The following is a 15100-nucleotide window of genomic DNA, read 5'->3' as shown; positions in this document are numbered from 1 at the left end:
AAACGCGGCGGCGAGGGCCGCCCCCACCGGAGTGACAGACATGAGCGACGTCTCCGCCCGCATCCAGGCCGAAGTCGACAACAACGATGTCGTGCTGTTCATGAAGGGCACCCCCGTCTTCCCGCAATGCGGCTTCTCGGCCGCCGTGGTCGAGGTGCTCGACCACATCGGCGTGCGCTTCAAGGGCGTCAACGTCCTGGTCGACCCCGAGATCCGCGACGGCATCAAGGCGTTCAGCGACTGGCCGACGATCCCCCAGCTCTACGTCAAGGGCGAGTTCATCGGCGGCTGCGACATCGTCCGCGAGATGTTCTCGACCGGCGAACTGCAGCAGGTCCTGACCGAGAAGGGCGTCGCGCTGAGCCAGGCCGCCTGAGTCCGTCGCGCCGATTTCCAACGAGGACGGCCGCCCTGGCGACGGGGCGGTCGTTTTTTTTGCGCGCGCCCCTTGCCCATGGCCAGCGCCGCGCGCGGTAATGCGCGTGTGGAACGAGGTCAGCGGGGAGAATCGCCATGACGGTAAACACGCCTCGATCCGCGTCGCGCACGCGCCCGACCCGCCGTGCCGTCATCGCGGGCGCGCCGGCCGCGCTGGCGCTGGGCGGCCGCGCCAGCGCCGCGCCGCGGCCGCTCAAGGCCTACTTCCACAAGGGCAAGGGCGCGGTCTCGATCATCGGCAATCCCGAACATGCCGCCGAGCAGGCGGCGATGACCGGCGTGTTCGCCGGCGGCCAGGTGACGGTCGACACCGACAGCGGCCGAGACCAGTTCCTGCAGCGCCTGATGGCCGCTGACTTCGCCTATCTCAGCCTGCACGCCAATGAGCGCCTGCTGGTCGTCGGCAACGGCGACCGCGTCACGGCGGCCGCGCTGGCCGCCGCCCGTAAGGCCGCCGGCCGCGGACCGCGCCTGCTGATCGTGACGGGCTGCAAGACGACCGGCGACAAGATGGACGCCGACAACGTGCCCGAGGCGCTCGGCTTCACCCAGGGGACGTCGAAGCAGGCCTATATCGGCTTCCACACGATCGTGATCGGCATCTCGCAGGACCGCTATTTCCGCTACTTCCTGCCGCTTTGGGTCAACCCCGGCCCGGGCGGCGCGTATCGCACGCTGTCCGAGGCCGCGACCGAGGCCAAGGCGCTGATGCAGCGGCGCTACGAACTGATGCAGTCGACCTCGGGCGGCACGACCAAGGCCGGCGCCGCGCTCTCGCTGTCGCCCATGGATATCCGGGCAACCGGCAACGCCGACATCCTCGGCGACGCCAATCTGCGCGCCACCGATCTGTAGGCGTATTGCGCACGGCGGCGGCGGCTCACGCCGCCATCGTCAGTATCTCCAGCACCTGCTCCGGCCCCGATATCCTGCGCGGATTGGTGTGGGTCCAGCGGTCGTGCATGGTGTTGCGCGCCAGCAGGTCGAACTGGTCGGCGGCGACGTTCACGTCGCGCAGGGTGCGCGGCAGGCCCAGTCCGGCGATCAGTTCGTGCAGCAGATCGGCCGCGTCGCGGCCCGGCGCGCCCAACGCCTCGCTGACCACGGCTTGGCGGTCGGCGTTGACGGATTTGTTCCAGCGCATGACGTAGGGCAACATCACGCACGAGGTGTAGCCGTGCGGCACACCCGCGGTGCCGCCGAGGATGTGGCCGATGGCGTGGCTGGCGCCCTTGGGCACGCCGGATTGCGACCCGACCATCGACAGCCACATGCCCATCTGGCAGTCGGACCGCGCCGCCAGATCCGTCGGATCGGCCTTCACGCCGCGCAGACCGCGCGACAGCAGCTTCAGCGCCTGGATCGAGGCGCCTTCGGAGTAGGCGTCGCACTCCGGCGAGCAGATGTCCTCCACCGCGTGGTCGACGGCGCGGATGCCGGTGGACAGGAACAGCCATTGCGGCGTGTGGGTGGTGATCGCCGGGTCAAGCACGACAACCCGGGCCACGAACTCGCGGTGCCGATAGGCCTCCTTCACCTTGCGCGCGGTATCGGTGCAGCCCGCCGTCATGCCGAACTCGCCGGCCGACAGCGTGGTCGGCACCGAGATCTGGCGCACCGCCGGCGGCCGCGACTCGCGCGCCTGGCCCTTGCCGGTGATGGCGCGGTAGTCGTCGAGTCCCTCCGGTGTCGAGATGTCGTTGGCGAGGCAGAGCTGCACCATCTTGCCGCCGTCGGTGACCGAGCCGCCGCCGATCGTCGCCAGCAGGTCGGCGCCGGCCTCGCGCGCGGCGTTGGCCGCGGCCACGACGTCGACGCGCGGCGTGTGCGCGGCGATGCGGTCCCAGGTGCCGGCGTGGCGCGCGCCCAGAGCGTCGGCTATCGCCGCGACGGCGCGGGTCTGGCGGCTCAACGTGCCGCTGGCGACGATGAACACGCGCTTCGCGTCGAGCCGCGCCGCCTCGGCCGCGACCGCCTCGGCCGCCGGCTTGCCGAACACCACCTGCTCGATGGCCGCGAATTTGTGCACGCCGCTGGTCTTCATGGTCCGTCCTCCCGGTCAGGCGGCGACAGTGGCGCGCCGCGGCCGCGCGGCGCAAGTCCGGACGCGCGCGGGCGATCAGCGCGCCGCCTCGCCGTCGACCGCGAGGATGGTCTTGCCGGTGCCCTCGCCGCCAAGCGCGAAGGTCAGCGCCTCGCGGAACGCCTCGAACGGGAAGATCCGGCCGGTCGGCGGATCGAGCCGGCCGTCGGCCACCCAGCCCAGCAGCTCGTCGAGATCGCGGCCGGCCTTGTCGCGTTCGAACACGTCGGCGAACTGGCGGTAGTCGACTCCGATCAGGGCGGCGCCCTTCATCAACGTGAGGTTCGCGGGCAGCGCCGGGATCGGGCCGCCGACGAAGCCGACGACGAGATGGCGCCCGCCCCAGCGCAGCGAACGGAACGCCGGCTGGAACAGCGGTCCGCACACCGGGTCGAACACCACGTCGATCCCGTCGCCCGCGACGGCTTTGAGCCGGTCCCGCCACCCCTCGACCTCGCGGTCGAGGGTGACGCCGGCGCCGTGCCGCGCCGCCATGGCGCGCTTCTCCTCGGTCGACGCGACGGCGATCACCTCGGCGCCCAGCAGGCGGCCGACCTGCACCGCCGCCAGCCCGACGCCGCCGGCCGCGCCGATGACGAGCAGCCGCTCGCCGGGCGCGAGGCGGGCGCGGTCGCGCAGGCCATGCAGCGCCGTCATGTAGTTGACGCGGAATCCGGCGGCCTGGTCGAAACGCATCGCGTCGGGAATGCGCCGCGCCGCCGCCGCGTCCGCGATGGCGTACTGCGCGAACCCGCCCGACGCGCGCGCCAGCACGCGGTCGCCGGCCGCGAAGCCCGACACGCCCGCACCGACGGCGTCGATCCACCCCGACAGCTCGCCGCCGGGGATGTGCGGCAGCGGCGGTTTGACCTGGTAGCGGCCGAGCGAGACCAGCGCGTCGACGTAGCCGACGCCGCACGCCGCCACCCGGACGCGCACCTGCGACGTCGACGGTTCCGGCACCGGCAGCTCGACCTCGGCGTAGTCGTCCAGCGAGTCGAGGCTGGTCGCGCGTATCGCCCTCATTCCACCGATCTCCACATCGCCGCTGGTTCAATCGAACGCGTAGGACGCCATCGACAGCGAGGCGTGCATGACGCTGCGGTGGAGCGCGCGGCCCTTCGCGCCGTCGCTGGCGGCGCCGAGCGCCACGAACAGCGGCAGGAAATGCTCGTCGGTGGGATGGCATTTCAGCGCCGACGGCGCCGCGCGCTTCCAGTCCAGCAGCGCCGCGACGTCGCCGTCCGACAGCCGCGCCGCCAGCCAGTCGTCGAAGGCGCGGGCCCAGTCGAGCACGACGTCGTGCCGGCCGTACAGCAACGCGCCGAGATTGTGGGTGGCGCTGCCGCTGCCGATGATCAGCACGCCCTCGTCGCGCAACGGCCGCAGGGCGCGGCCGACCGCCAGATGCGCCGCGGCGTCGCCGCTTTCGAGCAGCGACAACTGCAGGATCGGGATGTCGGCGGCCGGCCAAGACAACAGCGCCGGCACCCAGGTTCCGTGGTCGAGGCCGTGCGCCGGATCGATGGCCGCACCGACGCCCGCAGCTGTCAGCAGTTCCGCGACCCGTCGCGCCACGTCGGGCGCGCCCGGCGCGGCGTAGTGGATATCGTAGAATTCCCTCGGGAACCCGTAGAAATCGTGGATCGTCTCCGGCCACGCCGCGCCGGACACCGTGGCGCCCGGCTCCAGCCAGTGGGCCGAGATCGACAGGATGGCGCGCGGTCGCGGCAGCGACCCGCCGAGGCCGGCGAGGAACGCGTGCGCCGACGTCCGGTCGACGAGGATCGTCGGCCCCCCGTGCGAGATGAAGAGCGTCGGCAGGGCCGCGTCCATCGTCGTTCTCCCGTCGTGGCGCCGGCAAGTCGACGCACCCCGCTTCGACGCGTGACCCGCCGTTCGGACGGGTGGTATCGTTCCGCATGCGCCGCCGGTCGAAGCGGCTTCGAGCACAGGGGTGTACGATGTCCATATCGCGAAGCAAGGGCGTTTTCGCGGCCGTCGCCTTGGCGGTCTCCCTCGCGGCGGCGCCGTCGCAGGCCCAGACGACGCTGCGCGTGGTGGCGCACTCCGATTTGAAGGTGCTCGATCCGATCTGGACGACCGCCTACATCACGCGCAACCACGGCTACCTGATCTACGACACGCTGCTGTCGCAGGACGCCGACCTGAAGATCCAGCCGCAGATGGCCGAGAAATGGACCGTCAGCGCCGACCGGCTGGTGTGGACGTTCACGTTGCGCGACGGGCTGGAGTGGCACGACGGCACGCCGGTCACCAGCGCCGACGTGGTGCCCTCGCTCAAGCGCTGGGCCGAGCGCGACGGCATGGGCCAGCAGCTCTGGGCGGCGGTCGCCGAGATCACCGCGCCCGATCCCAGGACGGTGCGCATCGCGCTCAAGGAGCCCTACGGGCTGGTGCTGGAGTCGCTGGGCAAGCCCAGCTCGCTGGTGCCGTTCATCATGCCGAAGCGGATCGCCGAGACGCCGTCGAACACGCAGATCAAGGAGTTCGTCGGCTCCGGTCCGTTCATCTTCAAGCAGGACGAGTGGAAGCCCGGCGACAAGGTCGTCTACGTCAAGAACACGAAGTACAAACCGCGCGCCGAGCCGCCCTCGGGCCTGGCCGGCGGCAAGGTCGCCAAGGTCGACCGCGTCGAATGGGTGGCGATCCCCGACGCGCTGACCGCCGTGAACGCGCTGTTGGCGGGCGAGATCGACATGATCGAGTCGCCGCCGCCGGACCTGTTCCCCGTGCTGAAGGGCGACCGCAACGTCGCGATGTTCGCGTGGAACCCGCTCGGCAGCCAGATCCTGGCGCGCCTCAACCACCTCCACCCGCCGTTCAACAACGTCAAGGCGCGGCTGGCCGTCCTCTACGCCACGGCGCAGTCGGAGTACCTCGAGGCGCAGGTCGGCGACGAGACGATGTACGGCACCTGCAACGCGCCGTTGATCTGCGGCACGCCGCAGGCCAAGACCTACGGCGACCTGCTGATCAAGCCCGACCTCGCGAAGGCGCGCCAGCTCCTCAAGGAGTCCGGCTACGACGGCACGCCGATCGTGATGCTGCACCAGACCGACCTGCAGTCGTCGAACCGTCTGCCGCCCGTGGGCAAGGCGCAGCTTGAGAAGGCCGGCTTCAAGGTCGACATCCTCCCGATGGACTGGCAGTCCGTGGTGTCGCGCCGCGCCAAGAAGGATCCACCGGCATCCGGCGGCTGGCACATCTTCTACACCACCACGGTGGCGGTCGACGCCGCCAACCCGGTCGCCAACATCTTCACCTCGGGCGGCTGCGACAAAGCGTGGTTCGGGTGGCCGTGCGACGCCGAGCTGGAGAAGCTTCGCGCCGAGTACGCGCGGGCGCCGGACGACGACGCCAAGAAGGCGCTGGCTGGCAAGATCCAGGACAAGGTGATGGAGAACGGCAACTACCTGATCCTCGGCCAGTACAAATCGGCCGGCGCCTACCGCAAGGACCGCATCGAGGGCTGGTTGCCCGGTTCGGCGGCGGTGTTCTGGAACATCTCCAAGAAGCAGTGACGGCAGGCGGGAACGCCCTTCAGGCGCCGCCGCCGGAAAAATCGACGCGCGCCGGGAATAATCCCGGCGCGCGCGTGTTTTGACTTGTGTCGACAGCGAGGTTCCGCCCGGCGGCGGCGGGATTTCGTGGCGTAGTTGGGGGGCGAGCATGCCGGAACGGCGGCGGGACGACGCATCGTGTCCGATGGATTTCATCCTGCGGATGCTGATGGGTCCGTGGACCACCTACATCCTCTACACGCTGGGCGAACACGGCCCGCAGCGCTTCGGCGAGCTGAAGCGGCGGGTGGTCGGCGTCTCCGCCAAGATGTTGACCGAGCGTCTGCGCGGGCTTGAGCAGGCCGGGCTGGTCAGCCGCCACTACGAGGCGACGATCCCGCCCAAGGTGACCTACGCGCTGGCGCCGCGCGGCCGCGAACTGGGCGCCGTGCTCGACAATCTCGCCGTGATCGGCACCCGCTGGTTGACCGAGGACGCCGCCAAGGCGCCCCTGCCGGTCCCGGCGCCGGTCCAGCAGGCGGCGGAGTAGCCAGCGGACCAGGAGAAGGCGTTCGGTCGCTCCCTGCGCCCCCACGGTCCTCCCGAGCGCAGAGAGGGACCCGAGCGCCGCCCTTGGATCCCTCTCTGCGCTCGGGAGGACGGCGAAGCTCGATTCGCGACGCCGGCGCGCTATCCCGCGAACGGCGTGGCGAGGTGGAACAGGCAGTCGCCGCGCTCGGTGCGGCCGGGCTGGCGCTTGCAGATGACCGTCCCGGCGCGCGCGAACACCGCCTCCGTCGGCGCCCGCCACGGCGTGTCGTGGAAATGCACCCGGGCGGCGGGCTGGCCCGCGACGACCTCGTCGCCCAGCTCGACAAGCGGCTCGAACACCCCGCCATCGGGCGCGTAGACGTAGTAGTCGGGACCGACCACCTCCATCAGCCGCGTCGGCGTCGCCGGCGGTGGCGGAATGTCGAGGCCGTGGATGGCGCCGATATGCGCCAGCAGGCGCAGCAGCCCCTCCTCCGCGATGCGCAGCGCCGACGGCGTGACCGCGCCGGCGCCACCGAGTTCGGTGCTCATATGCGCCACGCCCTGCCGCAGCGCCGCCGCCGTGGCGGTGCGGTCGTCGCCGCCGGGCGAGGCCGACACGTAGGCGATCGGCGCGCCGAACACGCGCATGCGCTCGATCTGCGCGGCGCGCCGCGCCGGATCGGCCTCCAGCCGGCACAAGGTGCTGGGCACGTAGACCAGCGAGCTGCCGCCGGAATGCAGGTCGAAATGGAAGTCGACGCGCGGCATCAGCGCGTGCTCGACGAAATGCGCGATCTGCCGCGTGGTCGTGCCGTCGGGATCGCCGGGGAAAGAGCGGTTGAGGTTGCCGTCGTCGATCGGCGAGGTTCGCGTGCCGGCCATCGCGGCGGGAAAGTTCAGCGACGGCAGGATCAGCAGCCGGCCGCGCACATTGGCCGGCTCGAGCGCGCGGATCAGCTTGCCGAGCGCGACCTGGCCCTCCCATTCGTCGCCGTGGTTGCCTGCCGTCAGTAGCACCCTGGGGCCGGCGCCGTTGGCGATGCGCGCGATCGGCAGCGGCAGCCAGCCATAGGCGGAGCGGTGGACCGAATGCGGGATGCGCACGAAACCCGTCGCCTTGCCGTCGGCCTCGAGATCGATGTCGGGCGTCAGGCGGCTGGCTCGCGTCGCGGTCATGGAGTCCTCGTGGTGGTCGGCGCGCCGTTCGCCGGCGCCCGCCCGCAGCCATAGCACCCCAGCGTGGCGCCCGGCGAGCGGACCGACGCCGCGCCGGCGCTACCGCAGGAAGCGCTTCTCCAGCGCCTTCATGCCGGCGACGTCCTGGAGGTCGAAGATGTCCTCGACAGAGACGATCCGCTATCGACCGATTTGATCCCGCCCTCGGCGCGGATGCGCGCGAACACCTGGCGCATGCCGGTGACGGCGGCTCGGATGGCGTGGTTGCCGTAGATCGCCAGACCGATCTTTCCCGTGGCCTTCATCTTGGCCTCGGTGAGATCGGGATAGGCGGTCGGCACCAGCGCGATCGGCACCTGCGAGTCCCAGCGCGCGGTGAAGGCCAGCACCTCGTGCGGCGTCCTCTGCTTGGAGTGCACGAGGATCAGGTCGGCGCCGGCCGCGACGTAGGCGTGGGCGCGGCGCAGCGCCTCGTCCATGCCGGCGCCGGCGATCAGCGCCTCCGTCCGCGCGATCACCAGCGGTCCGCCGGCGCGACGCGCGGCGCACGCCGCCTCGATCTTTCCTTGGAACTCCTCGATCCGCACCAGCTCCTGACGGCCGCCGGCCAGCAGGCTGGTGTCCTTGGGGAACGTCTTATCCTCGATCACCACGGCGCCGACGCCGGCGCGGTCGTAGGCCGCGACCACGTGGCCGACGTTGACGGCGTTGCCGTAGCCGGTGTCGAGATCGGCGACCACCGGCGCGTCGACCCGCTCGCAGATCGCGCGCGTCATGTCGAGATGCTGCGTCATCGACAGCAGGCTGGCGTCGGGCACGCCGTAGGCCGCCGACAGCTCGAAGCCACTGGCCCAGACGGCGTGGAAGCCCGCCTCGACGGCGAGCCGCGCCGACAGCGGGTTGTGCGCCGCCATGGCGTGCGCCAATCCCTCGCGCGCGATGATCGCGCGCAACCGCTCCGGTGCCGCGGCCGTCATGGCCGCGCCGTCACGCCGCGATCGGCTTCTGGCCGATCACGCGGCGCTTGCGGTTGATCTCCCGCAGGTACTCGATGCCGTCGGCCGCGATCGCGTCGCCGACCATGTAGTCGCCCTCGCCCGCCAGCTCGGCCATGTCGACCCAGGCGCCGTACACGTGGCGGGTGCGCTCGGTGATGATGCCGGCCTTCAGCAGCGTCTTCACCAGCACGCGGAAGATGTTGGTGCTCTCCTTCATGCCTTCGCGCCGGCTGTTGCCGCCGAAGCGCTCGCGCACCGCGTCGCGCACCCACGCCGGGTCGAGCCCGAACTCCTCGTAGATGTAGCCGCGCTGGCTGATGCTGGTGAGGTTGAACAGCAGCGACTCGAAGACGTGGCAGGCCCAGTCCTCGACCTTGTCGTGCTCCTCCGGCGTCAGGTTGGGCAGCGTGCGGTCGGCCCAGATCTTGCCGAACTTGTGGTGGAACGCCTCGTCGGTCATGACGAGCTGCACCAGCCGCTTGAGCAGCGGATCGCGCGTGTAGGCGTGGGTGTCGGCGAAGGCCCCCATCGCGAGGCCCTCGAGCATGATCTGCATGCCCACGAGCTTCTTGTAGACGATCGGGCTGAGCACGATCTCGTTGAGGAACTTCCCGAGCTCGGGGCTGCACGGATACGCCTTGCCCCAGCGCGCCCGGATGTAGCGGTTGAAGCCGGCGACGTGGCGGGCCTCCTCGCGCGCCTGGTTGGCCGCGTATTCCTGTGCGCCGGGGTCGAGCAGGATGTCGCACAGCGACGCCGACAGCGACAGCGCGCCCTGCTCGCCGTGCAGGATGCCGGACAGTCGGAAGCGCGTGATGTTGTTGCCCAGCCGGATGCGCTGGCCCTCGTCGAGGCGGTCGGCGACGGCGCAGTTCAGCTCCGGCACCCGCTCCGGCGGCATGATGTGCTCCTTCGTGATGTCGAAGGGCGTGCCGTAGTCGAGATAGGCCGGGTTGAACGGATCCCAGAAATGGTCGTGCGTGGCGCCGATGATGCCGTCGAACGCGTCGGAGCGCATCTCGTAGCGGTCGGGCTCGATCATCGCCGGGAAATCGTCGGGCGCCACCGCGCGGTAGGCGGGATCGCGGGTGATGTGCTCGTCCTGCGCGGAACGGTCGGTCATGGCGTCCTCCATCACGTCGGCCGGCGCGCCATCAACGCGCCGCGACCGCGGCCACCTTGTGGCGGCCCGAATTGCGCAAACCCTAGTCCAACTTGACGTTGACGTAAACGTAAATCATCAGCCCGCCAAGGCGCGGCCCTATCGGCCGCGCCCGGCTCCTACCTCTTCCCCATGCCCCAGAACACCGTCACCGGCGGCGCCTCCTTCGGCGCGACGACGTTCTTGCCGACGGCCGCGACACCGAACCACTCGCCGAGCGGGACGTGGGTGACGATCTCGAGATTGTACTTCTGCGCCTCCTCGGCCAGCGCCTTCTTGCGCGCCGGATCGGGCTCCTTGGCGTAGGCGTCGCGAAGCTTCTCCATCTTCTCGTCGCACGGCCAGCCCGGCCGCGCCTTGTCGCAGGTCGCCACCAGGTACGGCGTCATCACCGGATCGAGGATGTCGACGTGGCTCCAGCTGGTGGAGAACGCGCTCCAGCCGCCTTCCGAGGGCGGACCCTTCTTCGTCGTCAGCCGGTTGACCATCGTCGTCCAATCGCTCGGCGCCAGCTCGACCTTGAAGCCGGCCTTCTCCAGCAGCGACTTGGCGATCGGGCCCATGTTGCCGATCACCGACAGGTCGGTCGGATGCGGGATCAGCACGAGCGTGCCGTCGTAGCCGGCCTCCTTCAGCATTTCGCGCGCGCGGGCGGCGTTGCCCTCGACCCAGCCCGCCATGCCGGCGTCGGTGGCCAGCGGCGAGCCGCACGGGAACAGCGACTTGCAGGTCCGGTAGAAGCGGGGATCGCCGATGATGCCCTTGAGGAAATCCTCCTGGTTCAGCGCCATCGCGGCGGCCTGGCGGATCTTCGGATTGTTGAACGGCGGCACCAGCCAGTTGGGACGGAAGACGTACTGGTTGCCGACCGAGCCCTTGATCAGGGTGATCGACTTGTCCTTCTCGAGCAGCGGCAGCAGGTCGTTGGGCACCGACTCGATCATGTCGATCTCGCCGTTGAGCAGGGCGTTGACCTGGGTCTGGGCGTCGGGGATCCACACCCACTCGACGCGGTCGACCAGCACGGTCTTGCCGCCGGCGAGGCCCGACATGGGCTCGGCGCGCGGCTTGTATCTGGGGTTCTTGACGTAGACGAGCTTCTCGCCGGGCTTCCACTCCTCCTTGCGGAAGATGAACGGGCCCGAGCCGACGGCCTCCTCGACCGCCTTGAACGGATCGGTCTCGGCCAGGCGCTTGGGCATCATGAACGGCACGACGACGCTGGGCTTGCCCAGCGCCTCCAGCACCAGCCCGAACTTGTCCTTCAACACGATGCGGAAGGTCTTCGCGTCGACGATCTGGTACTCCGACAGCGACTGCGCCAGCTTCTGGCCCATCGAGTCGCGGACCGACCAGCGCTTGAGCGAGGCGACGCAGTCCTCGGCCGTGACCGGCTTGCCGTCGTGCCATTCCAGCCCGTCGCGCAACGTGAAGGTCCAGGTCAGTCCGTCGGCGCTGGTCTCGTACTTCTCGACCATCTGCGGCCGGATCTGGAACTTCTCGTCCATCGCGAACAAGGTGTCCCAGACCATGTAGCCGTGGTTGCGCACGATGTAGGCGCCGCTCCAGATCGGGTCGAGGATCTTCACGTCGGAATGCATCACGACCTTGAGGGTCGACTGCGCGGCGGCCGGTCCGGCCGCCGCCGGAAACGCGGCCGCCGCCGCGATGAGGAACGTCCGCAAGGCCCGTCGCATGCCAACCTCCATCCCCGGCCGGTCCCGGATCGGTCCGGCGCCACGGTCGACATGCAAAGCACGGACCGGCGGGGCCGGCAACGGGCCCAGCGCCGCCGGTTGCGCCTCGGCGGCAAACGGCTAGACTCGGCCGGCGCGCAGGAGAGGGCGAAACACGGTGTCGGATTCAGCCACGGCGAACGTGCCCTCGACGCGCCTGCTGCCGCTGTTCCTCGTCTGCTTCGCGTCGATCGGGTTCGAGATCGCGCTGACGCGCTTCTTCTCGATCGCGAGCTGGTCGGAGTACGGCTACTGGATCATCTCGATGACGATGGTCGGGCTGGCGGCCAGCGGCATCGTCGTGTCGCTGTTCCAGCGCGCCATCGTCCGCCACGCCGGCCGCCTGCTGCCCGCCATGCCGGCGGCCATGATGCTGGCGGCGGCGCTGGGCTGGACGTGGATCACGGTCGTGCCGTTCAATCCGCTGGAGCTGCAGAACAAGCAGCTCTGGACGGCGCAGCTCGTCAACATCGCGCAGTACTACGCCGCGATCTTCCCGTTCTTCTTCCTCGTCGGTCTCTACATCTCGGTCTACTTCACGCTGCACAGCCGGCGCATCGGGCGGGTCTACGCCTTCGACCTGGCCGGCGCCGGCTGCGGCGCGATGCTCACGCTCGGGCTGATGTTCGTCGTGCACCCGTTCTACCTCACCGCCTGTCTGCTGCCGGCGCTGGCGCTGGCGGGCTGGCTGGAGAGCTGGCGGCGGCCGTCGCCGGCGCCGTGGCGCGCTGCCACGCTGGCGACGCTGGCGGCGACCGCCGGGCTCGTGGTGTTCCTCAACCAGGCGCGGGTCAACGAGTACAAGGAGAGATCTTCCCGCCGCTCAACACGCAGGACAGCCGGATCGAGGCGACGCGCATCTCGCCGAAGGGCCTGTACCAGCTGCTCGACAACTTCACGGAGCGCCACGACACCGACATCTCGAACAACGTCGCGGCCGCGGGCGGCGCGGCGCTACCGCGCGCCTACGGCCTCTACGCAGACGGCAACCGGCTGGCGGCGCTGCCCAAGCCCGGCCCGATCGACGCGGCCTACGCCGCCGGCGCGCTCGACGCGCTGCCGTACAACCTCGCGGGCAAGGGCGGCGACGTCCTGCTGATCGGCGCGGCCGGCGGCTTCCGCATCCACGAGGCGCTGTACCTCGGCGCGAGGAACGTCCTCGTCGTCGAACCGGACGCCATCCTGCGCTCGGCGTTGCTCGACGGGCTGGGGCCGTCGCCGGCCTTCACGCCGGTGCCCGGCGTCGCCATCGTCGGCACCAGCCCGCTGGCGCCGCGCGCCTTCGCGCGGCCGCGCGGCTTCGACGTCATCGACATCGGCCGCGAGTTCCTGTCGCAATCCGACACCAACAAGGCGGTGCTGGCGACCGAGGTGCTGGCCGGCTACATGGCGCTGCTGGCCGACGACGGCGTGCTGTCGCTGCCGGTGTCGATCCGCGAGTTCACCGTCTACGCCGTGAAGATGCTGGCGACGGCGCGCCGCGCGCTGGAGCTGTCGGGCGTCGCCGAGCCCGAGAAGCACATGGTGGTGTACCGCTCGGCGTGGAACGTGCGCGTGCTGCTCTCGCGCAAGCCGTGGACGGCCCAGCGGATCGCCGCGATCCGCGCTTTCTGCGAGGAGCGCTCGTTCGACCTGACGCATCTGCCCGGCGTCGACCCCGCCTCGATCCGGATCTTCAACGAGCTGCCGGTGGTGTCGTTCGACGCGGCCTCGGCCGGCGGCCGCCCCGGCGGCGGCGGGGCCGGCGCCGCCGATCCGATGGGCGAGGAGGCGCGCGCCATGCTCGACGGCGCGCCGTCGCCCTACCACGGCTTCTTCAAGCTGACGCCGCCGTCGCTCGACCGGCCGTTCTGGAACGCGGTGCTGCCGCTGACGCGGATCGGCACGATCCTCGACCGCGTCGAGCTGGTGCCGCGCGAGGAGCTCGTCTACCTCATCAACCTCGCGGTGCTGGCGCAGGCGCTGGTGCTGGCCGCCATCGTGCTGCTGCTGCCGCTGCTGCGTCGCGGCGAGGACGCCCTGCCGGCGCGGCAGTTCCTGAAGTCGGCCGCCTACTTCGCGGGACTCGGGCTGGGCTTCCTGTTCGTCGAGATCTACCTGATCGAGAAATCGGCGCACTACCTGCATGACAAGGTCACCGCGTTCGGGCTGGTGCTGGCGGCGATGCTGGTGTTCTCCGGCCTCGGCAGCCTGCTGGCCGACCGGTTCCAGACGCGGCCGGCCCGCGGCCTCGCGCTCGCGGTCGCAGCGATCCTGGCGTGGTGCATGGCGATGTTCTGGGGCCTCGACCCGCTGCTGACGGCGACCGGCACCGCGCCGCTACCGGTGAAGGCGCTCATCGTCGCCGCGCTCGCCGTGCCGGCGTCGATCGCGCTGGGCATGCCGATGTCGCTGGGTCTGGCGCAGTTCCAGGGCCGGCGCCTGTCGTTCCTGCCGTGGGCGTGGGCGGTCAACGGCGCCTGCTCGATCATCTCGACGCCGCTCGCCAACCTGCTGGCGGTGTCGATCGGCCTCAAAACGCTGCTTCTGGGGGCGGTTTTCCTGTATGTAGTCGTGCTGTTCTGCCTGCCGATCCAACGGCGGCCGGCGTGAGGGGGGACATGGTTCGCAAACTCCTGTGCGGCGTTCTCGCGCTGCTGATTCCGGCGCTGGCCGCGGGCGGCGCGTCGGCCCAGGGCGGCTGGACCTACGACTCCTACCTCAAGGCGATGCAGGACAGCGGCCGGCGCAGCGACCTGACCAAGGCGAGCTTCGACCAGATGCAGCAGCGCCGCGGCAACGCGCTGCGCAACCTCGAGACCTATCTCAAAGGCAAGTTCGGCGAGGCCGATCCCTACGTGATGAAGGCGTTCGCCGAGGTGCCGCGCGAGTACTTCCACTTCAACTACGCGGGCCCGTGGTCGTTCGCGCGCGACGCCTACGACTGGTACCCGCGCCCGTGGGCGATCGGCTACGGCTCGGCGCTGTCGGATTTCCTCGGCCAGGCCTACATGACCCAGCTGGCGAAGCCGCGGCCGGGCGAGAACGCGCTCGAGATCGGCACGGGTTCGGGCTACCAGATCTCGATCCTGTCGCGCGTCGTGAGCAAGGCCTACTCGATCGAGATCATCGAGCCGCTGGGGACCGCCGTCTCCAAGATCTTCAAGCCGGCGGGCCTCGACAACGTCGAGAGCCGGGTCGGCGACGGCTACTACGGCTGGCCCGAGGTCAAGGAAGGCTTCGACATCATCATGGTGACGTGCGTGGCCCAGCACGTGCCGCCCGAGCTGCTGCGCCAGCTCAAGCCCGGCACCGGCCGGCTGATCATCCCGGTCGGCCAGCCGTTCCGCCGCGAGCAGGTGCTGTACGTGTTCACCAAGGACGCCGACGGCCGCATCAACTCCCGCCGCGACGTCGGCGTGTACTTCATCCCGATGACCGGCCGCATCTCCAAAGGCCGCTGACGGCGC

Annotated in this window: 12 protein-coding genes and 1 pseudogene; 6 read left to right on the top strand and 7 right to left on the bottom strand. The window is 70.3% G+C overall.

The window, feature by feature from the left end:
* Window positions 1-40: 40 nt before the first annotated feature.
* Entirely contained in the window at window positions 41-376 is a 336-nt protein-coding gene (gene grxD, locus IPK81_18720) for a Grx4 family monothiol glutaredoxin (GenBank protein ID QQS11582.1), read from the top strand.
* Between the two features lie 137 nt (window positions 377-513).
* Window positions 514-1293, top strand: coding sequence for a hypothetical protein (locus IPK81_18715; GenBank protein QQS11581.1), 780 nt, complete (start codon window positions 514-516; stop codon window positions 1291-1293).
* 25 nt (window positions 1294-1318) lie between these two features.
* On the opposite strand, the gene IPK81_18710 is transcribed toward IPK81_18715, so the two are convergent.
* The 3 genes from IPK81_18710 to IPK81_18700 form a co-directional block, all read right to left on the bottom strand.
* Entirely contained in the window at window positions 1319-2482 is a 1164-nt protein-coding gene (locus tag IPK81_18710) for an iron-containing alcohol dehydrogenase (protein QQS11580.1), read from the bottom strand.
* Window positions 2483-2557: 75 nt separating this feature from the next.
* The gene (locus IPK81_18705; protein ID QQS11579.1) at window positions 2558-3547 is read right to left on the bottom strand and encodes an NADPH:quinone oxidoreductase family protein; all 990 of its coding nucleotides are present in this window, start codon (window positions 3545-3547) and stop codon (window positions 2558-2560) included.
* A 27-nt stretch (window positions 3548-3574) separates the two neighbouring features.
* A complete protein-coding gene (locus tag IPK81_18700; protein QQS11578.1) occupies window positions 3575-4357 on the bottom strand; it encodes a dioxygenase in 783 nt (260 codons plus the stop codon).
* A 128-nt stretch (window positions 4358-4485) separates the two neighbouring features.
* Here IPK81_18700 and IPK81_18695 point away from each other — a divergent pair, with 128 nt between their 5' ends.
* Both IPK81_18695 and IPK81_18690 read left to right on the top strand, forming a co-directional pair.
* Window positions 4486-6066, top strand: a complete 1581-nt coding sequence (locus IPK81_18695) for an ABC transporter substrate-binding protein (GenBank protein QQS11577.1) — start codon at window positions 4486-4488, stop codon at window positions 6064-6066.
* A gap of 184 nt (window positions 6067-6250) precedes the next feature.
* On the top strand, window positions 6251-6595 hold the full coding sequence (locus IPK81_18690) for a helix-turn-helix transcriptional regulator (protein ID QQS11576.1): 345 nt from the start codon (window positions 6251-6253) through the stop codon (window positions 6593-6595).
* Window positions 6596-6735: 140 nt separating this feature from the next.
* On the opposite strand, the gene IPK81_18685 is transcribed toward IPK81_18690, so the two are convergent.
* From IPK81_18685 to IPK81_18670, 4 genes and pseudogenes are all read right to left on the bottom strand, one after another.
* Window positions 6736-7755 (bottom strand): succinylglutamate desuccinylase/aspartoacylase family protein, encoded by a 1020-nt coding sequence (locus IPK81_18685; protein QQS11575.1) that lies wholly within the window; start codon window positions 7753-7755, stop codon window positions 6736-6738.
* A 99-nt stretch (window positions 7756-7854) separates the two neighbouring features.
* A pseudogene (locus IPK81_18680) lies at window positions 7855-8732 on the bottom strand (phosphonopyruvate hydrolase).
* 10 nt (window positions 8733-8742) lie between these two features.
* Window positions 8743-9876, bottom strand: coding sequence for a ferritin-like domain-containing protein (locus tag IPK81_18675; GenBank protein ID QQS11574.1), 1134 nt, complete (start codon window positions 9874-9876; stop codon window positions 8743-8745).
* Window positions 9877-10034: 158 nt separating this feature from the next.
* Window positions 10035-11612 carry an ABC transporter substrate-binding protein gene (locus IPK81_18670; GenBank protein QQS11573.1) on the bottom strand — a complete coding sequence of 526 codons (1578 nt, stop codon included), beginning with the start codon at window positions 11610-11612 and terminating at the stop codon, window positions 10035-10037.
* Between the two features lie 759 nt (window positions 11613-12371).
* Between IPK81_18670 and IPK81_18665 the strand changes: the two genes are divergently transcribed.
* A complete protein-coding gene (locus IPK81_18665) occupies window positions 12372-14243 on the top strand; it encodes a hypothetical protein (GenBank protein QQS11572.1) in 1872 nt (623 codons plus the stop codon).
* Between the two features lie 8 nt (window positions 14244-14251).
* Complete coding sequence (locus IPK81_18660) at window positions 14252-15094, top strand: protein-L-isoaspartate O-methyltransferase (GenBank protein ID QQS11571.1); 843 nt, start codon at window positions 14252-14254, stop codon at window positions 15092-15094.
* Window positions 15095-15100: the final 6 nt, after the last annotated feature.

Source organism: Rhodospirillales bacterium (assembly GCA_016699855.1).
Taxonomy (GTDB): domain Bacteria; phylum Pseudomonadota; class Alphaproteobacteria; order Reyranellales; family Reyranellaceae.
The sequence above is the reverse complement of the archived record's forward strand: the minus strand, read 5'-3'. Positions and strand labels throughout refer to the sequence as shown.